Raw genomic sequence first — 22,593 nt, 5'->3', positions numbered from 1 at the left:
TACCCGTCCTGACATATGAAATTAAATATCGACTTTCTTGCATACATTGAAGTAGAGACAGTTGGTGAGCAAATTGATTTCCAAGATAGCTTACTCAATACGCCTGGTGCATGCAAGCCCGAAGGTGCAGAGGCTCAATATTGGGAAGTCTCCAAACTGGCCCTTCAAGCTGGGCTATTAGTACTCAAGCTTAGGGCTCTCTATGATCAGATTGTGGATTTCAACGAAGGTAGATTTGACGATACAGAGGAAGTGCTAGGCGGATCTGACTCATCCGATCCTTACGAGGAACTACGGCGCCGCGTTGTTGGAGGAAGCTTTTATAAGGGCCTTCCTGCGAATATTGAGCAATATTCTGAGCTTCTGGACTACGTTCAGAGTGCACGAGCGCGCCGGGTGGAAGAGGATATGCGCCACATAAACCTACCCGAGACCTACCGATGCTTTCGGACAGTTGATCAGTCCGGCCGACTTGAGATAGTTGCACTGCAACATCGTACGGAGGAGCGTGAGATAGAGCTGAGCGCTAAACAGGCCCTTTTCGACATTGAAACCGAGCACTGCCTGGATAACTACAATGCCTGGTACCAGGAAATGATGAGAGCTATTGACGAAAGGAGGCCATTTGCAGAGATGTTGGCTCTGTTCAAATAGCCCCCCCCCGCATTGCCTACGCCTGGGAGCCACCCGCCAGGCTCGCAACACCATCCACTGCCGCGGCAACAGCTTCTACAACGTCAACAAGGGCAAGATCTACGCAGACATCATCCATTACCTGATGACCAAGCTACCGGCCGAGATGCTCGGCACCCTGAAGGAGTACTACGAAACGCCGTTTATATGAAAGGGGGGAGTAGATCTAGTATAGCTTTTAAGAGAAGCTTCCTTAGAATAGTCCTATAAAAAAAACTACCTAGAAAAATATTATTACACTTTCTTCTAACTTTAACTAAAAAATTTGCGTTAGATTTAGTGAGAATTAGAGAGAAGGCTACTTTTATTACTATCTCTCATTTTACCACGAATCACTATGAGTCAGTCAATTAAAGATACGATTCTCCAGATCCTAGGGGCTGCCAAAGGTGTGTTCGAGACTACCTTTAGTACGGATATGGATATAATGAGTCCCGAGGCCAAGCAAATCATGTCTAATCCAGAAGACAAGAAAAAGTACATTGAGGCCATCGAGAGCCTAAGGGATACGAGCGGCCAGGAAAAAACCATAGAACTCTCCACGGGCAAAATCACGCTGGTATCGTAATGCCCGTATGGAGACTCCCATTTCCGTTATTACGACCCTGTTTATAGTTCTTCTAATCGTTCCAGGGGTCTTCTTTAAACGTTTTTACTTCACAGGTGAGTTTTCCAAGCAGTTTGGCGTAGGCCTTTTTGCGGATAGGCTAATCACTAGTATTTTTTGGGGGCTAATTGTTCAAATCATCACCTTTCTGACCTTTAGTAGATTCTTTGGCTTTACCCTTAAAGAAATCAAGCTCTATATTACCAATGGATACGCCAAATTAGCTAAGAATGAGCTGCCTGATGACTTCGACAACTACAACTTGTGGATGATCCTGGGGTATCTTTTTGCTTCCATAGTGATTGCTGCTTTACTAGGTATTGTTTGCCATTCAATTATTCGAGCATTCAAAATTGACACTAAATTCCGCGTTTTTAGATTTTCAAACCACTGGAACTACTATTTCAGAGGCGATATATTGTCGTCTGGTGATTTTAAAAAACAGCGAAAGGGCAAAGTTTTATCCACCTATATAGATGTAGTAATGGATGGAGGTAATCAAAAGCCCAAAATGTTTTCCGGATTTCTATCTCAGTACACAATCTCTGCTAGAACTGGCGAGCTTGAGGCCATTTTTCTGACGGATGTCAAAAAGTATTCAGAGAGCAAGCAAGCCTTTAAAGAGATTCCCAGCGACTTTTTAATAATACCCTACAATAAGGTTATAGACCTAAATATCAGATATAACACACTCAAGGCAGAAGATAACATCAAATACAAACTATTAGTTAAAGCACTCTTTACAACCTCTTTTTTATTAGCCTTCTTATATGTTCTCATATTTCCTTGGTTATTAGGCTTATCGTTTTTTAGAACCCTAGTAGGAATGATATTTCTAAGTTGGGCCTTGATTTTTTTTAGTGCCTTAATTCAATCATCTATCAAGGTGTTAAGGGCAAAGCCGGTGGATCTACCCACGAAAATTGCTATTACCTGTCTCTTTGGATTTTTTTTATATCTAGGCCTCCTTGTATTAAAGCAGTCTCTTTGCTTTTCGTGTTTAATTGACTGGGTTATATCGAAGCTCCCAAGTAAGCCTTAAGCACATAGAATTCTTGTCCTACTGAGTGCCGAAGGTACCCTGCAATTTCGTAGGGTACCTTTTTGTGTGTAGGCATGCAACTCGTAGAACATTCCACCTGGCAACTCAAGATCGACGGCAAGCCCGCCATCCCGGTTGCGGAAGGGTACAGGGTTAGTGATAGCGCTATCAGGGAGCACAAGAGAACTAAGCCTGATGAGTTGATCGAGGGCAAGCATTTTATCAGCGTCAGTAATCCTGGCGCCATTGGAAATCAGGCAACGGTGTACTGGAAGAAACGAGGGGTCATTCGGTTGGGATTTTTTGTCCGTTCCAAGCAAATCAAAGCCTTCCGATTGGCTGAGGATATAAGCCTAGGCCATAAAGTAGAGGTTACCCGGCTCTCCCCATTAAGCTCCCGCTGCAACAAAAAATTGAAATTTCCACACTAATTCTTTTAATTTAAGGACCTTTCGCGAAGGTACTTTTTCTTTCTCCTTGGGTCGTCTACCCGCATCAGGCAAGCAAACCTACTACTCCTTGGGCCGTTCCCCCGCAGTGAGCATCAGCACTATTTTTTGTAGTTACTTAATATCTATAGGTATATGGCCCATGCCTACAAACTGACCTATTTCACTAAGACGGCGACGATCAACCCGAAATCAATCGGAAAGATTACTGTTGCGCGCGAGGAGGGAGAAGCCTTTTTCCGGGAAAAAATGTCCGGCTCGATGACCCTCAGCGGGGATGACTACCTGTTTATGCTGGAAGCCCAGGCCTACGCCCAAAACTGCTGTCAGGAACTCACGCTGAGCGTTGAGCAAGTATGCCGGGAAGAAGTAGATGTCTTTTGGGAAGGTACCTTTACACTACAGGACTTGGAATGGGACTACGACCAGCAGAGCGTTACGATCACAAGTGTCAAAGTCAAGGACCTCTACGGGGCTATTATCGGCAACTGGCATAGGGAAGTGAATTGGTTGGATTACAAAGTGCTGACCCCTTTCAAGTTTCCGGTACCCACTACCGAGGAATTTAACCCCGCGGGCTCGGACATGCACAGCCGGGCGCGGCACTTTAACAGTGCCTTGCTCTACCTCATCAAGCAAACCCTGCTGGGTACCGGCTACGAAGATATGGCCGAGGTGACCCTGGCCGAACTGTCGGAATTTCTTTGCGCGGACACCAACCCAGTTACGGGTAAGGAAAACTACCTCCGTGACGTAAGTCTGCTTCAGATTTCCGATGCCAAACGACCCAGTGCCTCAAATCCGGCCATTAAGGGCATAGTAACCTTAAAGGATGTGCTCGACAATCTGAAAAAGATGTACAATGCCTACTGGACCATAACCGAGGAGGGCAAATTTAAGATTGAGCACATCAGCTATTTTCCGCACGGCTCCTATACGCCTCCTGTCGTTACCCTGGATCTGACCGCGCCGGCCTACAAGGAAACGATGCGGGGTACTAACCGGCTTTCGTACGCCAATGACCGGCTGAAAGGCATTGAGGGCGTTGAATTCAGTATTAGCAAATCGGCCTTTGAGGCCAAATCGGAAGTGTATACCGAGCCCAAAAATCCATCCAGCGCGGAGTTTTCGGCGGCATACATGACTTATTCCGAGTCGTGCGTGCCCAGGGATTCCAAAGGCGAGCGGACGGAAGAGGTAATCAGCGTGGGCCTGTTCACGACCGATTGGCAAACCATCGTGTACAGGCCCGATACGATGCCGGATGAAGGCTGGGTATTGGTACACACGATTATTAACCCGGCCTGGAGCGAAGTACCCTACGGCTGGCTTCCTATTTCGGGCCTACGGTACCCCAACGGGCACCTGGCCGCCTCACGCCTATACTACGACTTTGGCCGTTATGCAAATAGTTTCGCATACGGCCTATTCGGCAACCAAAAAGAACAGCCCCCTAAGCCCATCACCACCCCACCGGCCGCAGCTATTGAGCTCCCGCTAAAAAGCCGGTCAGTCAAGCCAATTAAAAAGTTTGCGACCGTGCAGCTTTCGCGCTGCTGCGGGGAGGTTTACGACTTCACTGGCCTGGTAAAGCATCCGTTGGCTGAGGTGGCGGAGATTGATCAGCTGGAATTTGATCTATTGACGCAGACGGTGGAGCTAACCATTGTGGCGGCCAACGAGTGCTCGGACATCCCATTCCCAGAATACTACGAGCCCATAGAGCCGGAGCAGGGTTGCTACCCGGCAGGTACCCTTCTGCGGACGGAAGAAGTAAGGCGATACAGCCAAAATAATGCGGCTTACTACGTCACCGTAATTGAATTGGCAGATGTGTACGCCGATGGGAAGTGTGCCGAGTACAAAACGACACGAACCAAGAGTTTGACCACGCCCCGACGCGGCAACGGTCCCAGATAAATACCATTAATCCTTCAAGAGCTATCCGGATTTTGGATAGCCCAATTTGCATCTATTAGCCATGGCAGATATTGAAAATAAATTTACGATGGACGTATCCGAGGTGCTTTCTGCCTTGGATCAGGTCGGCGGCGGGCTGGATCAGTACGAAGCCAAGGTGAATAAAGTCAGTAAAGCGGATCCCTTTAAAGAGGCGGCTCAGGGAGCAGCTGATTTGGAAAATGAGCTGCTTACCGGAGCCAAAGCGTACGCCGTCATCACCAACTCCACCAAGGCCTTTGAGGATGAGATCAAGCGTCTGAACAAAGAAAAGGCAGAACTTACCAAGCGCCAAAAGGAGTTTATTGCGGCGGGTAAGTACGAAAAGATGCAGTCCGACCTGCAAAAGATCAATGCCCGTATTAAAGAGTTGCAAGCTGGGTTAGGAAAAGCCAACCGCGAGGGTAAAAAGACCGAAGGTTTATTCTCAAAAATCAAAGGCTTTGCGGCCGGCTGGCTCATTGCCGGGTCAGGCGGGGGTGGGGGCATGGGCTTGGGCTTAGGCTCGGTGCTGGCTGGCATCAATCCGGTGCTGGGGGCTATGGCGGGCTTGTTGGGTACCGTAACCACTAAAGCCTATCAAGCACAATCGGCCTGGGAAGGAATTGAAGCATCCTTGTCCGTTGCGCTGGGTAGCATGAAGCTGGCCAATAAAGATATGGCTATCTTGGAAGGGTTGGCGGCCAGGCTCCCTGTTGGCTTAAACGAGCTAACCGAAGTATTTAATAAACTCGTAAATAGAGGGTTTAAGCCAACGGCGAAAGAAATCGCCAATCTTTCCGGCTTAGCGGCTTCGCAAAATAAATCCTTTGACCAGCTGATTGAAGCCATATTGGATGCCGAGGAAGGGGAGGTGGAAAGGCTAAAAGAGTTCGGGATACGGGCTAAGAATGAGGCAGGCAAAGTGACAGTAACCTTCCAGGGGGTAACCAAAACCTTTACCAAGGGGGCTAGGGAGGCGGCTCAGGCGTTTTCGGAGATGAGTCAGGAACTGGGGCTTGACAAACTCAATGATGCGAAAATGAAAACGCTGGAAGGGCGGGCCTCTAATTTGGGCGACCAAGCCGACCGGATTACCCGCCTCGTCGGTAATTTGATGGTACCCTTTTTTAATGCGGCTCTCGAAATTGCAGCAGGTTTTTTAGGGGTCGTTGACGGCATTGTGACGCAGTTTAGTCAATGGGCGGGTATTATGTCTGCCGCAACCGGCGATGTTGCGGCTTTTAATGAGCAGCAACGGAAGGTCATTGACTACGAGGCCAAGCTGGCCCCTTTACTTAAACGATACGAAACCCTTAAAAACCAGGCCAGTCTTAATGCTAAGGAGCAGGAAGAGTTGCGGAAGGTGATCGACCAGATCCAGCAGCTAGTACCGAATGCAGCGACCGGGTTCGATAAGTACGGCCGGGCGCTGGATATTAATACCGGGAAAGTCCACGAATTTATAAAGGCACAAAAGCAAATGGCCGACCAAATGCGGAGGGAGGCACAGGAGAGTATTGCCGAGGAGCGCGAAAGGTTGCTTAAAGAAAAAAAGAGGATAGAAAAAGAGTTGAAAGATGGATATGTGGATAATTACTCTGCCACAACCGGGGGGATTGTTCACACCCCTATTACGCTAACTCCGGAGGCGATTTTGGAGAGACAGCGGCGGTTGGCCGAACTCGAAAAACGAAGGAAGGAGCTGGCCGAACAGCGACGGGCGTTGCGGCAGGGCCGAATAACCGAATCCGGGGACTTGGAGTACGGTGAGCCCAAGCCCATTGCGCCCGCGGCCGAGATAGACACCAAAGCAATCGAAGCCCGTAAAAAGGCTTTGCTGGACGCACAAAAAGACCTGCAAAACGAAATAGCCAAGCTGGAAAAAGAATATGGCAAGGAAAGGCTAGAATCCATGAAAAAAGACGGCTTGGCTTATATTAAAGAAAAGAAAAAACTTAGGTTGCTAGAAATTGACGAAGAGGAAAAGGCCCTGCTAACGCTCACCCAACTAGCTGCTGGTGCTGCAAAGGGCAAGTTTGATAAAGATAATAAGCCCATTGCTGACACCTCTGCCGCGCTTGATCCGAAAACAAAAGGTATCCTGGATGCAAGACGGCAAATGGTGAGGGATGCAAGCCACTTAGAGGAGATAGAATTTATATCAGCCGCCGAGCGTAAGCTAACCCATGAGCTCAGCAATGAGTACCAACGTCAGTTGCAGGACGTGGAGTATAAGTATGAGGAGCTTTATAAGCTGGCTGAAATAGATGCCGATAAACGAAAAAAGCTCGAAATACAGAAGCAAAAGGAGCTTCAAAAGATTGAGTTTGAGCGGAACATGAAGTTTCTGGGTGAGGCCGAGGAGACTGAAACGGCGCGGGCTGAAATAAATCTCATTGAAGCCCAAGCCAAGGCCCGTATAGATCTGGAACTGGAGGCCCGGCGAAAACTACTTTTAGTAGAGCGCAAGTACCAGCTTGAGCGCATGGCGCTGATTGAAGACAGCGGGGATGAGGAGGCCCAAAAGCGCATTGAGTCTATCCGGGCCATGATTGCCAAGATCGACGCCGAAATTAGGGCAGTAGATAAGGATAAGGAAAGGATCACCCTTTTCCAGAAGATGCTTTACAAGGCCGGGCTCAATGATGAGGATATTCCTAAGCTCAAAGAATTCGCCCAACAGTTTATGGGGGTACTAAATGAGCTCTACCAAAACCAGCTCCAGCTAAGCCAACAGCGTGTTGAGCGCCTCACGGCCGAGATCGACAAGCGAAAAGAGCAGGTAGACCGGGAAAAAGAGCTAAACGAACAGGGTTTGGCCAATAACCTTGATCTGCGGCAGCGGGAGCTGGAAGTTTTGCAAAAGCAGCGTGAGCGGGCCCAGAAGGATCAGGAGCGGCTTCAAAAGATACAAATTGCTTCAGATTCAATTATGCAGGCCTCGCAACTCATCACCGCGTCAACGAAAATTTATAACTCACTTTCGATGCTGGGACCTGTCGGGGTGGGTTTGGCCATTGCATCCATCGCAACCATGTTCGGGACTTTTGCCGCCGCTAAGGTCAAAGCTTTCCAGCTTGCCAAGGAAGCCCCTAAATTTAAGCACGGAGGCCAGGCCCGCGGCAAACTGCACTCGGAAGGTGGTATTAATGTCGAGGTGGAGGATAGGGAGTGGATCATCAACCGCCGCTCCTCCATGAAGTACGCTGACCTGCTAGATGCCATCAACCAAAACAAGGAAGGAGCGATCCTGGACTACCTGGTTAAGGATGCTTTGGGCGGTACAGGCGTTTCGGAGGCTGAGCGTACGGATTCGGTAAGGCTGGTAAGGGAATACCAAAGTGCTACGGCCCGGCAGGAGAACGAGCAGATCAAGCTGCTGCAACAGGTTAACGAAAGGCTGGAAGCCATCGAAAAGGGTACCAACCGGATACCGGAAGAGCAAATGATTGGTCTGGGAGAAAATAAGTACCTGACCAAGAAAGGCAACGTGACGGTGGTCCGGGAGCTTCCGGTTGCTGAATAAAGGTATTTTATACAATTTTAGGACTATATGGTATGTTAGTGAGTAGGAAGGTATTAAGGGGAGCTTAATAGGATAAAATCCTCCAAATACCTAAAAAAAATGAAATATTCAGCTTTCCGCATCACAATCAACCAATCTAGACAGACAAGTCTTTTTGGTGCTTTTAGCCCACATGACCCTGTTGTTCTTGACAAAAAAGAACTACTTGCAGTAGTGGTTAATAAGTTCGAAAAAAGTACCAAATTTACTTTTGAGCACAAAAACAAAAAGTTTCTTGTTTACTTTATTAAAAGAATTGATGGTCGTACCTATTTGCTGCAAATTGCTAGAGAAGACTTGGTCAACCAACCTAAAGAAGGCGAAACCCATATTGAAACAGAGGAGACGACAATAGTTCCTTTTGTTCATTTTATTCTTGATATTGATACCCAAATTATTTTGATTCAAGAACGCTCCAGCGTATTTAAAGAAACTAGGTCAGCTGCCAACCGCATTTTAGACGCATTTGTTAGAAATTTAACTGAATATAATGTGGAGGTTGAGATGAATTCAATTACTCATGTTGAAGATTTTTGGGCCGAAGTTGAGAATGCACAAAAGATTTACTCACTCTCAATTGATATAATGCCCCCAAATTTATTTGGATCAAGATTTAGATCTGCAATTGATGTTAAAGAGGTGCATGAAGAAACCAATTTTAAAAAGTTTAGGATTTATTTTGCAAACAAACTGGGGAGGTTAAGAATAAAAAGGAAGGAATTTAGTGACTTGCTTCGCACGGTTGCTTCTGGGGGTGGAGATTATGCATTGCAAATTATTAATGATATTGGGGATCGAGTTAAAATAACTAAAGATATAGTAATTCAGGCACTTATATTACCAGATGAAGTCGAAGACATCAATTACTTAATACTTAGGAATGAGTTAGACAAGATAGACCGCCTTAATGATTATAATCTTGGAGGTAATGATGAGGAAATTTTTACAACGCTATCTGAGGCTGATCAAAAGGTAGATGGCAATGAAGGCGAGCAGATGGTAGATGATGTAGGCTCGGAGAGCGTTGACCCAGAAAACGACATTTTGGAAAAACAATTATCACTTTTTCCAAAGAAAGATAATCCTGAATTACCCCCCCCAAGTACGGATTTTGATGCACTAGAAGGTGAAGACCCTGAAGCAACCAGGCTTCTACCCAAGAAGAAAAAGAAAGATGATTAAATTCCTTAAAATAGTTGGAGTAATTATTATTGCTATGATACCATCACTCATCGCAATACATTGCCTTAAACTTTCTAATGTGAAGTTTATAGGTAGTGAATTTCTTTTGGGGTACTTAGGTATATTTTTAGGGTTCTCTTTTTCAATTCTGACATTTGTTTTATCCGTAGTCGATAAAGTAAAACAATCTATTGAGCCTAATTATACCGTAGAACAGAAAGAGACTACACAAAACCGCATCAAGAAATTCGTAGACGAGCAATTTGATATGCTCTTTTTCCTTTTTTGCTCCTTTATATTTGTCGTACTAATTATGGTGGTTGAGGTTGTTAATTTGAGTAATGCCTTAAGTAGTATTAATATATATATTGATAAAAGTAAAATATTCCACATTACTAAAATAAATCTACTTGATGCGGCAAAGTTTTCAATATTTGCTCTGAGTATATATGGGATTTATGACCTTCTAATAGGGACTATGAGATTTTACATGTCTTCTGATGGAATAATTAATAGAGAGTCAAAAAAATAAAGCGATAAAACACTTCGAATTATTTTAGTATAAAATTTGGATTATTTATACCATGAAAGAAAATACTGAGATGGACAATATTATAATTAGTTCTGCTGATACTGAAATTGGCCTTATTGATGAAAAAAAGAAAACCTGTTTTGTGATTTCACCTTTAGGTCATGCTAATTCCGAAACTAGAAGGGCTGCCGATGGACTTATTAATTCGGTAATAAAACCCGTGCTTGAGGCAATTGGCTTTGCTGTAATCGCGCCACATGAGATTGAAAATCCAGGATCTATTACTAATCAAGTTATAAAATATCTTCTAAATGCTGATTTGGTCGTCGCCAACTTGACCGAACTCAACCCAAATGTAATGTATGAGCTTGCAGTTAGACACGCTAAAAGACTCCCTGTGGTGTGTGTAGTTGAAGATAGAACTGTTTTGCCATTTGATATAGCTACTGAAAGAACTATTTTTTATACAAATGATATGGCTGGGGTGGTTGAATTAGGCCAAAAGATAGGCAAAATGGCAATTGAGGCTTTACATGAGACAGAGCCCGATAACCCAATATATCGGGTTGTAGACTCTCAAATTATGCAAGAAGCAATATTAAATAAAGGTGGCGATAATGTACAGGCTTATATTATAAATAGTATCACTGACTTGTCAAACCAGATCAATAATTTAAGTGCAAACTTTAAAACAGTATTTAAACCATCGAATATAGATCATAATAACATGTTGGGCCAAAGGAGCATATATACAATAAACTATACTGTAACTATATCAAAAAAAGAAAGCCATCTTCAACTTGCGGACGAAGAAAAGGTTATGCATGCAATTCTGAAAACAGGAAAAGTATTTCATATAGATCCGCCAGTTTGGGGGTCAGATGGTAAATTGAAAATTACATTTGGTCTGTCGAAGTCACTTGATATTGATAGGGTTGTAGGAGACTTGGTTGCTAATGGATACCTTGTCGCTTATAGTCCAAGCTGACTAGATCATGGTTGTTCCTTCAACAAATAATTGAAAATCCCATCCTAATTCCTTTACTTTAAGGGTACTTTCACATAGTACCCTTTTTCTTTCCCATTGGGTCGTATACTCAATGCTGAATGATAGTGATAGCTCAGATAGCTTTCGGCCTGATAGGCCCTTCCGGTTTCACTCTTCGTATACGAAGAGTGAAAATAATCACATTCTTTCACGGGTAAAGACAACTCGTTTTTACCCAACACCTAATCTATCTGAGCGCCATATTCCATTTTCATGACCATCAAATTGGGGCGAAGAACTTTGTAGTTTTTATCCAACAGGATATCGAGCGTATCGAGTTTTTTGAGGGGCCCGAACTTACCCTTTATTACAGTCTTGGCGGCAAAAAAGGTGGGCTTGAGGTCTGCGCGGCCTTTCTTCCGTTCTTCCAGGTTAGTGATCTTTTGCGCATAATGGGCCAAGGAGTCGGCATACTCTTTAAAATCTTTCTCGTTGTCTGCTTTTTCAAGTAATGTAGCCCGATCTATATAAACCTCCTCATCAAGGCTTTTTTTGCTTTCTCTATTAAAGCGGACAAGAAATTCAAATGTTTCGTAGCGAAGCTTAGCTGCAGCAATGTCCATGGAGTCGAGGTAATGGATATTGACACGCCGAAATGAGAGGGCACGGAGCTCTGCTAGCTCATAATCATAACCACCTTCATAGGATCGGTTGTCGACCTCCTGCCGTACCGCCTCCTCAATTTTTTCGCGGATAGCCTCATCTGAGGGCTGGCAGGCTAGCAGGGAGGTTAGCAATATGATTGTCATCGTATAAGCCTTGGGGCGAATTTCCATCTGTCGTTTCACTTTTATTTGATACCTCACAAAGTTAGTATATAAGCCAAATTAACTATTTTCACTGTGTTGTGAGATTTTTTGACATTTTGTTTTGTAGAGTACTCTACAAATATTACCTTTGAAGCATGAAACAATTTACTACGATTCCAGAAGCCTTTGATTGGTGGATCAAAAACATCTACCCGACCCTCCCACCGGACGTAAAAAAAGGAAAGCCCGTCTCAGCGTGGCGAGACTATACCCATGGGGGCGGAGTGTCTGAGAAAAGGATGAAGGAAATACTTATTGAATTTGGTCATTTTGAGATCAAAACGATCATCACTTATCGACCTTAATTTTTTTACCCTTGTCTTGTAGATTATTCTACAAGATATAATAAAGAAAAAACCCGAAGGATGCGTCCTAGGAAAACTCTCCTTCGGGTGATTTTAAATCAATTACCTAATCCAAAATCATGTAAAACTATGAAGACAAATGCTAATGCCCAAGCGGCACAAACTCCTATTTCGTGGTGGGAGGCTCCTAGTCCTCGATTAGAAAGCCGACAGAAGGCCTTATTCGAGCTCATTGATGATTTTTATTGTGTCTTCGGCCGGGATATGGCCCACGAACACCTTCATGAGCTCTTGACAATTGTATTTGGGGATAATGATGAAAAGGAAGAGGAGCTCCAGCTCACCTCCAAGGCTATCTCAGATTTAGCTACTCGGACAACTCAATTAATGGTCTTCTTTGCTCGCCTTGCAGGGGTTTGGGGCTCTCTTGAACGCATCTCTTTGGATGAAAATTATATCAAGAAGGTAAGCCAAAGACAAGTTGAGGCCTAGTTATAGGCATCTCGCTTTGCAAATGCAGAGTGTCGGTAAAATCTATTGACTCTTTAAAGTTCTTGAAATCATGAATACTCCCATAAACAACCAAACACCTCAAGTCCCCGCCCCCTGGTGGGAGGCCCCTAGCCCCTACTCAGGCGAACAGCAGAAAGCGCTCTATGAACACATAAATAGTTTTTTTGATAGCGTTGGTCCTGATTTCGTCGCTGAGCATCTTTATCAGCTGGTATCGATCATTATGCTGAATAACAACGACAAGGACCAGGGCTGGGAAATCAGCCCAGAGGAGGCCCTTACCATTGCCTCCCACACAGCCCAAATTGCTTTTTTCTTTGCTCGTTTTGCTAAGATCTGGCATTCGCTCGAATGGCTATCATTGAGGGATTGCCACAACGGAAAGCCTTGATTTTCAGGCCAAAATCGTCCCCTAACTCGTCCCCCAAAATAATAAGCCCCTGCAAGTTTTTAATTTGCAGGGGCTTATGATAAAAAGTGTGGACTCGTAGGGATTCGAACCCCAAACCTCCTGATCCGTAGTCAGGTGCTCTATCCAATTGAGCTACGAATCCGTTTCCGAATTGGACTGCAAAAATAGCAGCCAAACTCAATTCTACCAAATTCTGGCTCTTAAATTTTTACAACTACTGCCATAAAAATGCTATCTACCCTGATAATCAGGCTTACGTTTTTGCAAAAAGGCCGTAATACCCTCTGCGGCGTCGCGGCTGGCTCCGAGTTCGTCTTGCTGTTGTGCTTCCAGCTCCAGCAGCGTGGGGAGGTCGGAGTGATACGCTTCGTTGAGTACCCGCTTCATGGCACCAATGGCCCGCGTGGGCGCGTGGCGGTAGTAATGAAGCGTCTCTTCCACGGCGGCGTCCAGCTCGGCGGCCGGTACCGCCCGGTGAATCAGGCCCAGCTGAGCCGCCTCCGGCGCGTACACCCGTCGACCCGTCGAAGCCAGCTCGAAGGCCCGCGCCATACCCACCAGGCGGGGCAGGAAGTAGGTAGCCCCGGCGTCGGGCATGAGGCCAATCTGCACGAACATCAGGCTCAGGTAGGCGTCTTCTCTAGCCAATACCACGTCACAGGCCAGCGCCAACGAGCAGCCCGCCCCTACGGCCAGGCCGTTGAGCCGTCCTACCACCGGCTTGGGAATGGAGCGGAGCGCCATAATAAGGGGAATGTAGCCCGTCCGCAGTGCTTCGCCCATGCCGCTCGCTTCGCCCAGCCCAGCCTTGAGGTCAGCGCCGGAGCAGAAGGCCTTGTCGCCCGTGGCCGTGAGCAGTAGTACGCGCACGCGGGTATCGGCCTCGGCGGTCTGCACGGCCTGGGCCAGCTCCCGGAGTAGCGCCGGGCTCAAAGCGTGGTAAACGTCCGGCCGGTTCAGGGTGATCCGGGCCACGCTATCGGTAACTTCGTACAGCAGATTCTCGTACATAGCAGGTGTTGATACAATGAGTGCAGCAGTGAAGGTACTTAATTGAAGGTAGTTATCAAAAAAATACAAAGACGGTTTCGACGCTCACCAGCAGCCCCAGCAGCAGTCCGGCGCCGATCTGGCCCGGCGTGTGGGCGTTGAGGTGCAGGCGCGCGCTGAGCAGCCAGCCGGTCAGGAGCACCGAGCCCACAAGCAGGTAGAAGAGGTGGAAATCGCCGTAGCGCACAAAAAGCCCGCTGATGGCCCCCACGCAGCCGCCGATGCCGGTGGCGTGGGCGCTGATTTTCCAGCGCAGGCTCACCACGGCTACCACGGCCATGGCAAAAGTGATGCTACCCAGCACAATGGCGATCTGCGGAGCCAGCTCACTGATGGGCTGAAACCGCCAGCCAAACAGGTAGGTAGACAGCACGTAGATAAGCACCGTGATGACGTAGGGAATCTGGCGGTCGCGGAGGGTTTCGAGCCGCAGGCTCTGCACAAAGCCCAGCCGGTAGAAGTAGTAAATGAGCAGGGCGGGAGCGGCGAAGGTATTCAGAAACAACAAAAGCAACAGGCTGCCCTGCGCCGACAGCGCCAGCGAACTCACCCCCAGCAGGTCGGGAACTAACCAGAAAAGAACGCCAAATAGGTAGGTGGGTAGCAACAGGGGGTGGAAGGCCACCGACAAAAAGTTAGCTAAGCGGGTATTCAATTTTTGCGCCAGGGTTAGTATACACACGACAAATGTACTCCTAAAAGGGTACATCAACAACGCAAAAAAAGTTTGGCTCGGTGTGTATACGGCTCAAATCTGCTTGCGCAGGCGCGCTACGGGAATATTGAGCTGCTCGCGGTACTTAGCCACCGTGCGGCGGGCTATAAAGTACCCCTTTTCGTTGAGCATTTTTTCGAGCTTGTCGTCCGAGAAAGGCTTGCGCTTGGGTTCGGTTTCGATGAGCTCGCGCAGGATGTTCTTGACCTCCCGGCTGCTGACGTCCTCGCCCGACTCGGTGGAGATTCCTTCGGAGAAAAAGTACTTCAGCGGGTAGAGGCCGAACTCGGTCTGGATGCTCTTGCTGCTCGCCACCCGTGACACCGTCGAGACGTCCATCTCGATGATGGTGGCAATGTCTTTGAGGATCATGGGGCGCAGCCGGTTTTCGTCGCCGTCCAGGAAGAAATCGTACTGGTACCTTAGGATGGCATTCATGGTGCGCATGAGCGTAGCCTGCCGCTGTTTGATGGCATCAATGAACCACTTGGCCGAGTCGAGCTTTTGCTTCACGAAAGTGACCGTCTCGCGGATGTTCTTGTTGGTTTTATCGCTTTTGTGGTAGGTATCCAGCATTTCGGCAAAAGACCGGTTGACGCGCAACTCAGGAGCGTTGCGGCTGTTGAGGGTTACTTCCAGCCGTCCGTTGTTGTTGATCAGGATAAAGTCCGGGGTGAGGTAGTGCGCCCGGTCGTCGTCGCCCTCTACCGAGCCCGGCTTGGGATTGAGGCGCGTAATGAGCAAAAGTACCTGCCGGGCTTCTTCCTGCGACATCCCCAGGCGCTTCTGAATTTTTTCGTAGTGCTTTTTAGAAAATTCTTCGAAGTAATGCTCAATGACCTGGATCGCCAGCTGCACGATCAGGTCCGACTGCTTCTTGCGGCGTAGTTGCAGCAGCAGGCACTCGGGCAGGTCGCGGGCACCAATGCCCGCAGGCTCCAGGGTTTGTATTTTATGAAGTACCTTTTCCAGCTCCGGCTCGCTGGTATAGATCCCCTGCGTAAAGGCCAGGTCATTGGCTATGGAGCGCAAGGGGCGGCGCAGGTACCCGTCGCCTTCAATGCTTCCCAGCAGGTGCAGGCCCAGCAGGCGTTGCTGCTCCGTCAGGAGCAAAAACCCAAATTGTTGGTAGAGGCTGTCGGCCAGGGTGTGACGCGAGGCCATCGGCATTTCGCGCTCTTCCTCGTCCTGAAAAGTACCATCGCCGTACATTTTGTAGCCATTGAGCTCATCCTGGTTAAGGTATCCATCGATGTCGAGCTCATCGTTGCGCCGATCGTCGTAGTCGGAATCTTCGTCAAACTCCGCTTCGAACTCATTTTTCTGGATCTCCTCGGCGCCTTCTTCCAGCGCCGGATTGATCTCAATCTCTTCTTTGATGCGTCCTTCTAGCTCGGCCGTGGGAATTTGCAAAAGTTTGATGAATTGAATCTGCTGTGGGGATAATTTTTGCAGCAGACTTTGATTAAGAATCAGTTTTTGCATGGTTCAGTAGTTGTTTATCATAAAGCTGAGTTTATAGCCCACTATCTTCCACACGAAACGAACGCTCTTTTGCAACTTGGCTATCAATAGTCGTACCAATTTACCATATTCTCTCAAAAACGAATGAAAAAAGTTACAAAATTTATGTAATACATTCATAAACAATTACTTAAATTTCATCACTTCTTCCTTTTTTGTCTACTTTTAGGCACAAAAAGGAAGTTACAATTCCGGTACGAATAGCGCTGGGCGGGTAGGTTTTCGACGCGTAATTTGTAATTTTGCGACCTCATTGCACTGAGCAAAACCATACTATCTCTATTATCCAATATACATGGGTCCTGTACAGATCAAACAACTCCTGAAAGACGCCCAGGTGGGGCAGTCGGTGGTCGTGAAAGGCTGGGTACGTACCAAGCGCGAGAGTAAAAATGCGATCTTCATCGCCATCAACGACGGCTCCACGATCCACAACATCCAGGCCGTAGCCGCGCCGGGCGAGATCCCGGACGACACCCTACGCCTTATTACGACGGGCTCCTGCCTGAATGTAACCGGCCAACTCGTAGAATCACTGGGCTCGGGACAGGCAGTAGAAGTAAAAATAGAGTCGGTGGAGGTGTACGGCACGGCCGATCCAGACCACTATCCGCTCCAGCCCAAAAAGCACTCGTTGGAATTTCTCCGCGAAATAGCTCACCTGCGGCCCCGCACCAACACGTTTGGAGCCATTCTGCGGCTGCGGCACGCGCTGGCTTTTGCCGTGCATAAGTACTACAACGACAACGGATTCTTCTACCTCCATACGCCCATCATTACCGCCTCCGACGCCGAGGGCGCGGGGGAGATGTTCCGGGTGACGACGCTGGACCTATACAATCCACCCAAAAACGAGGAAGGCAAGATCGACTTCAGCGAGGATTTCTTCGGCCGCGAGGCCAACCTCACCGTATCGGGGCAGTTGGAAGGGGAGCTGGGTGCCCTGGCGCTTTCCAAGATCTATACCTTTGGGCCTACTTTCCGCGCCGAAAACTCCAACACCACGCGGCACCTGGCCGAGTTCTGGATGATTGAGCCCGAAATGGCTTTCTTCGAACTGGAAGACAACATGGACCTGGCCGAGGACTTTGTGAAGTACGTGATCAGCTACGCCCTCGAACACTGCGCCGACGACCTGGCGTTTCTGGAAAAGCGCCAGGCCGAAGAAGAAAAAAACAAGCCCCAGACCGAGCGCTCCATGCCCCTGCTGGAAAAGCTGCGCTTCGTGGTGGAAAACCCCTTCGAGCGACTCACCTATACCGAAGCCATCGAGATTTTGCTGAAATGCAAACCCCACAAGGAGAAAAAGTTTCAGTACCCGGTGGAATGGGGCATCGACCTGCAAAGCGAGCACGAAAGGTACCTGGTGGAAAAACACTTCAAGAAGCCGGTGATCCTGACCAACTACCCTCGGGAAATCAAGGCGTTCTATATGAAGCTCGACGAAGACGGGAAAACCGTGCGGGCCATGGACGTGCTCTTTCCCGGCATTGGGGAGATCATCGGCGGTAGCCAGCGCGAAGAAAACTACGATAAACTCCTTGAGCGCGTACATGAGGTAGGTATTGAGCCCGAAAACCTCTGGTGGTACCTCGAAACGCGGCAGTTCGGCACGGCTCCGCACGCGGGCTTCGGACTGGGCTTCGAGCGGCTGGTACTTTTTGTATCGGGTATGGGCAACATCCGGGATGTGATCCCCTTCCCGCGTTATCCCAAGAGCGCTGAGTTCTAAAAGTACCCCATTTTGTAACCTGCCCATGACCGGGGAGAATGCTGACATTCTCCCCGGTTTTTTTATGATCTGCGTCAATTTGCCCGATAATTATAGGTTTTGCCTCCTCATCGGCGTATCTTTGAAATACAAGGTACTTTTTTGCTACCACTCACGATCCATACCCCCCATAGGCTATGTACACAGGAGAAGTTACAAAAGAGGACACCCGGGCGCATCAGGGAAAGGTTATTTCGGTACGCGGGAGCGTTGTAGACATCTGGTTTGAGGATTCGGTTCCGGCCATGCACACCATGCTCTACGCTGGAGACGACCACCGGATTGCCATCGAAGTGCTGGCTCAGCTGGACACCCATAACGTCCGGGGCATTGCCCTCACCCCCACGCAGGGACTGCGGCGGGGTACGTGGGTAAAAAATACGAACGCTCCCCTCAAAGTACCCGTGGGGCCCGCCACGCTCGGGCGGATGTTCAATACCTTTGGCGAGCCCATTGACAAGCTTCCACCCCCGGAAGACGTCTCCTGGCGCAGTATTCACCAGGCCCCTCCTCCCCTGAGCCAGCGTTCCACGCGATCCTCTATTTTTGAAACCGGCATCAAGGCCATCGACGTACTGGTACCCCTGGAGCGTGGCGGCAAAGCCGGGCTGTTCGGTGGCGCGGGCGTGGGAAAGACCGTACTCCTGACCGAGATCATCAACAACATGGTGGCGCACCACGAAGGCGTTAGCCTGTTTTGCGGCATTGGTGAGCGCTGCCGCGAAGGCCAGGAGCTTTACTACGAAATGAAAGAGGCGGGGGTACTTAAAAATACCGTCATGATGTTTGGCCAAATGAACGAGCCACCCGGTGCGCGTTTTCGGGTGGGCCACGCCGCACTTACCATGGCCGAGTACTTCCGCGACGACGAACAGCGGGACGTGCTTCTGCTCATCGACAATATCTTCCGGTTTATTCAGGCCGGCATGGAGGTTTCCGGGCTCATGGGGCAGATCCCCTCCCGGCTGGGGTACCAACCTACCCTGGGTACCGAACTGGCCAAACTCCAGGAGCGCATCGCCAACACCGACAAGGGGGCCATCACCTCCATCCAGGCTGTGTACGTACCAGCCGACGACCTCACCGACCCGGCGGCGGTCCATACCTTTGCGCACCTGTCGGCTTCCCTGGTACTTTCCCGCAAGCGGGCCAGCGAGGGCCTGTACCCGGCCGTGGACCTGTTGCAGTCGGGCTCCAAAATGGCCACGCCGGGGGTTATTGGTGAGCGGCACTACCGGGTGGCCCAGCAGGTACGCAAGACGCTCTCCAACTACGAGGAAATCAAGGACATCATTGCCATGCTAGGCCTGGAGCAGCTGGCCCCCGAAGACCGGGCGCTGGTAGGCCGTGCCCGCCGCCTGGAACGCTTTCTGACTCAACCCTTCTTTTCTACGGAGCAGTTCAGCGGCATGCCCGGCAAGGACGTTAGCCTTAAAGAATCGCTGGATGGCTGCGAGGCCATTTTGCAGGATGAACTCAAGGACTACCCCGAGAGTGCTTTTTACATGGTAGGTACCCTGGAAGACGTGCACGAAAAGGCCCGTAACTTGAAGAACCGACCCAGTTGAACCTAATCAATATCAATCTATCCGCATGGAAGCGCGCTACGCTACGTTGAAAGTATTGCTGCCGTTTCGGGTTTTTTCCGAAGTAGGTCGGGTCACGCGCCTGGTAGCCGAAACCGCCGGTGGCTCGTTTGGGATACTGCCCAATCGGCTCGACTGCGTAGCCGCCGTGGTACCCAGCATTTTTGAGTACGAAACCGACGAAGGCCAGGTACTGTACCTGGCCGTTGACGAAGGCATTCTGGTGAAGACGGGTCCCCTGGTGCGGCTTTCAGTACGTCACGCCATCCAGGGCGACGACCTTCGTACCCTCAAGGAGGCCGTCGAAAAGGAATTTAAGGTACTTCAAACTAGCGAGAAGGACCTGCGGGCGGCCATGACCCGCATGGAAACCGGCTTGATACGGACCTTGAAGCAGTTTCACGATTAGCCAAACGAACTAGGATGAACCCCGAGGAACCGAACCATTTTAGCCGCCAAATCGAGCAAAAAGCGGAACGCAAACTGACCGCTCAACGCCAAAACCAAAGCGTCTGGTTCGGGCTGGGGATGTTTGGGCTCGTAGGCTGGTCGGTGGCGATACCTGCCCTGATCGGCACGAGCCTCGGCGTATGGCTGGACCGCCGCTATCCGCAGAACCACTCCTGGACCCTAAGCCTGCTGGTGGTGGGGTTGATGGTAGGTTGTGTGATTGCCTGGCAGTGGCTGGGAAAAGAAGATACAGAAATACACCAAAAGGAAAATAATGGCAACGATGAGTAATCTATTCGACTACCTGATTTCCCTGGCGGGCGGACTGGTACTGGGCGGCCTGTACTTTGGTGGCCTGTGGCTCACCGTCAAGAAAGCGCTGACTGCGCGCTACCCCGCCCTTTGGCTACTGCCCAGCTATGTGCTTCGCATCGGGATGGCCCTGGCCGGCTTCTATTGGCTGTCGGCTGGTGCCTGGCCGCGTTTGCTGGTCTGTGTGGCCGGTTTTTTGCTCGTGCGGGTGGTGAGTATCCGGTGGGTGCAGGCCAATCCCGCCGCACCGAACAGAAAGGAGGCTACCCATGAGACTTAGTCCGGACGAAATCATCCTGTGGGAATACGGATTTGTAAAAATCAACGCCACCATCGCCACCACCTGGGTACTTATGCTACTCATGGTCGTGGCGTCCCGGCTGGTTACCCGCCGCCTCCTTACCGAGCATCGCATTTCGCGCTGGCAAAGTACCCTTGAAATCATCGTGATCGGCATCAACGAGCAGATCCGCGAAGTAGGAATCCGCGAGCCCAAAAAGTACATCTCTTTCCTGGGTACTTTGTTTTTGTTCATCGCCGTTTCCAATCTGCTGGCCATTGTGCCGGGCTATCATCCCCCCACCAGCTCCCTTTCCACCACGGCGGCTCTGGCCGTCTGTGTGTTCTTGGCCGTGCCGGTTTTTGGCATTTTGGAGGTAGGTCTCTTAAAGTACCTTTCCTCCTATTTGCAGCCCAGCTTCATCATGCTGCCCTTTAATATCATCGGGGAGCTCTCGCGCACGCTGGCGCTGGCGGTGAGGTTGTTTGGTAATATGATGAGCGGGGCCGTGATTGTGAGCATCCTGCTGAGTATTACCCCTTTCCTGTTCCCGATCGTGATGACAGCCCTGGGCATGCTCACGGGCATGATCCAGGCCTATATTTTTAGCATTCTGGCGGCGGTGTACATAGCCGCCGCAACCCGCTGATTTTTCCCAAAGCAATGATTTTAACCCAAGTACCTAACCGAACACGACTTACTTTCCTTCAAACTTTACCTCTATGGATAACGTAACCTTAATCGCCATCATTTCCATTGCTACCGCCGGTCTCACGATCAGCATCGGCTCCATTGGCCCGGCCCTTGGACAGGGCAAAGCCGTGGCGTCCGCCCTGGCATCACTGGCTCAGCAGCCCGACGCCGCTCCCACCATTACCCGTACGCTCTTTGTGGGGCTGGCCATGGTCGAGTCTACGGCCATCTACTGCTTTGTGGTCGCCATGATCATCATTTTTGCCAATCCCTTCTGGAACTACATCATTTCAAATTAATAAAACGACGCTGTCATGCTAATCGATTGGTTTACGGTTGCCGCGCAGATTGTTAATTTCCTCGTGCTGGTTTGGTTACTGAAGCGGTTTCTCTACAAGCCTATTCTGGAAGCCATTGATGCGCGCGAGCGGCGGGTCGCCGCCCAGCTGCAGGAAGCGAACACCAGGATGCTGGAAGCTACCCAAAAGGGAGAGGTACTTGCGCAAAAAAATGAAGCCTTTGACCACCAGCGCCAGGAGCTGCTGCAAGAGGCCGTGGACCAAGCTAAAGCGGAACGAAAACGGCTCCTGGAAGAAAGCCGGGCCGAGATCCAAACCCTGCGGCTAACCCTGGAACAAGCGCTTCGGGACGAACAGGGAAGCGCCCAGCAGGTGGTGAGGGCACGGATTCAACACGAGGTGATTGCCATTAGCCAGCAAATCCTGACCGACCTGGCCTCTCAGAGCCTCGAAGAACAGATGGTGGCGGTGTTTGTGGAGCGACTAAAACAGCTCGGCGAAACCGAACGGAAACCGCTAGTAACGGCTTTCCAATCCCCCTCCGAGCAGCCACCGCTGACCCTTTACAGTGCTTTTGAGCTCGCCGCCGATCAACGGGCTATGTTGCAGGAAACGTTGACCCAGGTACTGGGAAGTACCCCTCCGCTGCATTTTTCCACCCGGCCTGAGCTCCTGAACGGAATCGAGCTAAGCGCCGAAGGCTACAAGCTATCCTGGAACGTATCGGACTACCTCCGCGATTTGGAAACACGCATCCTGGAAACGGCCAGCGAACCGGCCGAAAAGACCGCTTGACCCGCCGTCGAGGTACCTCC

At 49.5% G+C, this 22,593-nt stretch carries 25 protein-coding genes and 1 tRNA gene; 21 read left to right on the top strand and 5 right to left on the bottom strand.

The window, feature by feature from the left end; all coding sequences use genetic code 11:
- Window positions 1-15 precede the first annotated feature (15 nt).
- The 10 genes from HNQ92_RS15565 to HNQ92_RS15520 all read left to right on the top strand — a co-directional run bounded on the left by HNQ92_RS15565 (window position 16) and on the right by HNQ92_RS15520 (window position 10,999).
- Complete coding sequence (locus HNQ92_RS15565; RefSeq protein ID WP_184174973.1) at window positions 16-654, top strand: hypothetical protein; 639 nt, start codon at window positions 16-18, stop codon at window positions 652-654.
- The gene (locus tag HNQ92_RS15560; RefSeq protein ID WP_184174972.1) at window positions 626-844 is read left to right on the top strand and encodes a hypothetical protein; all 219 of its coding nucleotides are present in this window, start codon (window positions 626-628) and stop codon (window positions 842-844) included. The genes HNQ92_RS15565 and HNQ92_RS15560 overlap by 29 nt, the downstream gene beginning before the upstream one ends.
- A gap of 186 nt (window positions 845-1,030) precedes the next feature.
- Window positions 1,031-1,261, top strand: coding sequence for a hypothetical protein (locus tag HNQ92_RS15555; protein ID WP_184174971.1), 231 nt, complete (start codon window positions 1,031-1,033; stop codon window positions 1,259-1,261).
- A 7-nt stretch (window positions 1,262-1,268) separates the two neighbouring features.
- Complete coding sequence (locus HNQ92_RS15550) at window positions 1,269-2,342, top strand: hypothetical protein (protein WP_184174970.1); 1,074 nt, start codon at window positions 1,269-1,271, stop codon at window positions 2,340-2,342.
- A gap of 74 nt (window positions 2,343-2,416) precedes the next feature.
- The gene (locus HNQ92_RS15545; RefSeq protein WP_184174969.1) at window positions 2,417-2,773 is read left to right on the top strand and encodes a hypothetical protein; all 357 of its coding nucleotides are present in this window, start codon (window positions 2,417-2,419) and stop codon (window positions 2,771-2,773) included.
- Window positions 2,774-2,926: 153 nt separating this feature from the next.
- Entirely contained in the window at window positions 2,927-4,711 is a 1,785-nt protein-coding gene (locus HNQ92_RS15540; RefSeq protein ID WP_184174968.1) for a hypothetical protein, read from the top strand.
- 61 nt (window positions 4,712-4,772) lie between these two features.
- Window positions 4,773-8,258 carry a hypothetical protein gene (locus HNQ92_RS15535; protein WP_184174967.1) on the top strand — a complete coding sequence of 1,162 codons (3,486 nt, stop codon included), beginning with the start codon at window positions 4,773-4,775 and terminating at the stop codon, window positions 8,256-8,258.
- 99 nt (window positions 8,259-8,357) lie between these two features.
- Complete coding sequence (locus HNQ92_RS15530) at window positions 8,358-9,479, top strand: hypothetical protein (RefSeq protein ID WP_184174966.1); 1,122 nt, start codon at window positions 8,358-8,360, stop codon at window positions 9,477-9,479.
- Window positions 9,472-10,011, top strand: a complete 540-nt coding sequence (locus HNQ92_RS15525; protein WP_184174965.1) for a hypothetical protein — start codon at window positions 9,472-9,474, stop codon at window positions 10,009-10,011. Before HNQ92_RS15530 ends, HNQ92_RS15525 begins: the two co-directional genes overlap by 8 nt.
- A gap of 52 nt (window positions 10,012-10,063) precedes the next feature.
- On the top strand, window positions 10,064-10,999 hold the full coding sequence (locus HNQ92_RS15520; RefSeq protein ID WP_184174964.1) for a hypothetical protein: 936 nt from the start codon (window positions 10,064-10,066) through the stop codon (window positions 10,997-10,999).
- 242 nt (window positions 11,000-11,241) lie between these two features.
- Here HNQ92_RS15520 and HNQ92_RS15515 read toward each other — a convergent pair whose 3' ends face one another.
- Complete coding sequence (locus HNQ92_RS15515; protein ID WP_221307463.1) at window positions 11,242-11,847, bottom strand: hypothetical protein; 606 nt, start codon at window positions 11,845-11,847, stop codon at window positions 11,242-11,244.
- Window positions 11,848-11,963: 116 nt separating this feature from the next.
- Here HNQ92_RS15515 and HNQ92_RS15510 point away from each other — a divergent pair, with 116 nt between their 5' ends.
- From HNQ92_RS15510 to HNQ92_RS15500, 3 genes are all read left to right on the top strand, one after another.
- Window positions 11,964-12,173 (top strand): hypothetical protein, encoded by a 210-nt coding sequence (locus tag HNQ92_RS15510; RefSeq protein ID WP_184174962.1) that lies wholly within the window; start codon window positions 11,964-11,966, stop codon window positions 12,171-12,173.
- 129 nt (window positions 12,174-12,302) lie between these two features.
- Window positions 12,303-12,665 (top strand): hypothetical protein, encoded by a 363-nt coding sequence (locus tag HNQ92_RS15505; protein WP_184174961.1) that lies wholly within the window; start codon window positions 12,303-12,305, stop codon window positions 12,663-12,665.
- Between the two features lie 70 nt (window positions 12,666-12,735).
- The gene (locus HNQ92_RS15500; RefSeq protein ID WP_184174960.1) at window positions 12,736-13,077 is read left to right on the top strand and encodes a hypothetical protein; all 342 of its coding nucleotides are present in this window, start codon (window positions 12,736-12,738) and stop codon (window positions 13,075-13,077) included.
- 89 nt (window positions 13,078-13,166) lie between these two features.
- Here HNQ92_RS15500 and HNQ92_RS15495 read toward each other — a convergent pair.
- From HNQ92_RS15495 to rpoN, 4 genes are all read right to left on the bottom strand, one after another.
- Window positions 13,167-13,240, bottom strand: a tRNA-Arg gene (locus HNQ92_RS15495).
- An 89-nt stretch (window positions 13,241-13,329) separates the two neighbouring features.
- Window positions 13,330-14,109: an enoyl-CoA hydratase/isomerase family protein gene (locus tag HNQ92_RS15490; RefSeq protein ID WP_184174959.1), complete on the bottom strand. Its 780-nt coding sequence runs from the start codon at window positions 14,107-14,109 to the stop codon at window positions 13,330-13,332.
- 55 nt (window positions 14,110-14,164) lie between these two features.
- Window positions 14,165-14,803, bottom strand: a complete 639-nt coding sequence (locus tag HNQ92_RS15485; RefSeq protein WP_184174958.1) for a Re/Si-specific NAD(P)(+) transhydrogenase subunit beta — start codon at window positions 14,801-14,803, stop codon at window positions 14,165-14,167.
- 93 nt (window positions 14,804-14,896) lie between these two features.
- A complete protein-coding gene (gene rpoN, locus HNQ92_RS15480; protein WP_184174957.1) occupies window positions 14,897-16,348 on the bottom strand; it encodes an RNA polymerase factor sigma-54 in 1,452 nt (483 codons plus the stop codon).
- 334 nt (window positions 16,349-16,682) lie between these two features.
- Here rpoN and asnS point away from each other — a divergent pair, with 334 nt between their 5' ends.
- The 8 genes from asnS to HNQ92_RS15440 all read left to right on the top strand — a co-directional run bounded on the left by asnS (window position 16,683) and on the right by HNQ92_RS15440 (window position 22,573).
- Window positions 16,683-18,119 (top strand): asparagine--tRNA ligase, encoded by a 1,437-nt coding sequence (asnS, locus tag HNQ92_RS15475; RefSeq protein ID WP_184174956.1) that lies wholly within the window; start codon window positions 16,683-16,685, stop codon window positions 18,117-18,119.
- A gap of 176 nt (window positions 18,120-18,295) precedes the next feature.
- Window positions 18,296-19,726 carry a F0F1 ATP synthase subunit beta gene (gene atpD, locus HNQ92_RS15470; protein WP_184174955.1) on the top strand — a complete coding sequence of 477 codons (1,431 nt, stop codon included), beginning with the start codon at window positions 18,296-18,298 and terminating at the stop codon, window positions 19,724-19,726.
- A gap of 25 nt (window positions 19,727-19,751) precedes the next feature.
- Window positions 19,752-20,153 (top strand): F0F1 ATP synthase subunit epsilon, encoded by a 402-nt coding sequence (locus HNQ92_RS15465; RefSeq protein WP_184174954.1) that lies wholly within the window; start codon window positions 19,752-19,754, stop codon window positions 20,151-20,153.
- Between the two features lie 14 nt (window positions 20,154-20,167).
- Window positions 20,168-20,485 carry an AtpZ/AtpI family protein gene (locus HNQ92_RS15460; RefSeq protein WP_184174953.1) on the top strand — a complete coding sequence of 106 codons (318 nt, stop codon included), beginning with the start codon at window positions 20,168-20,170 and terminating at the stop codon, window positions 20,483-20,485.
- Window positions 20,478-20,786, top strand: a complete 309-nt coding sequence (locus HNQ92_RS15455) for an ATP synthase subunit I (RefSeq protein WP_184174952.1) — start codon at window positions 20,478-20,480, stop codon at window positions 20,784-20,786. The genes HNQ92_RS15460 and HNQ92_RS15455 overlap by 8 nt, the downstream gene beginning before the upstream one ends.
- Window positions 20,776-21,435 (top strand): F0F1 ATP synthase subunit A, encoded by a 660-nt coding sequence (locus HNQ92_RS15450; RefSeq protein WP_184174951.1) that lies wholly within the window; start codon window positions 20,776-20,778, stop codon window positions 21,433-21,435. Before HNQ92_RS15455 ends, HNQ92_RS15450 begins: the two co-directional genes overlap by 11 nt.
- A 73-nt stretch (window positions 21,436-21,508) precedes the next feature.
- Window positions 21,509-21,778, top strand: a complete 270-nt coding sequence (locus HNQ92_RS15445) for a F0F1 ATP synthase subunit C (RefSeq protein WP_184174950.1) — start codon at window positions 21,509-21,511, stop codon at window positions 21,776-21,778.
- A gap of 15 nt (window positions 21,779-21,793) precedes the next feature.
- Window positions 21,794-22,573: a F0F1 ATP synthase subunit B family protein gene (locus HNQ92_RS15440; protein WP_184174949.1), complete on the top strand. Its 780-nt coding sequence runs from the start codon at window positions 21,794-21,796 to the stop codon at window positions 22,571-22,573.
- The last annotated feature ends 20 nt before the right edge of the window (window positions 22,574-22,593 follow it).

This window comes from Rhabdobacter roseus, from assembly GCF_014202275.1.
Classification (GTDB): domain Bacteria; phylum Bacteroidota; class Bacteroidia; order Cytophagales; family Spirosomataceae; genus Rhabdobacter; species Rhabdobacter roseus.
The sequence above is the reverse complement of the archived record's forward strand: the minus strand, read 5'-3'. Positions and strand labels throughout refer to the sequence as shown.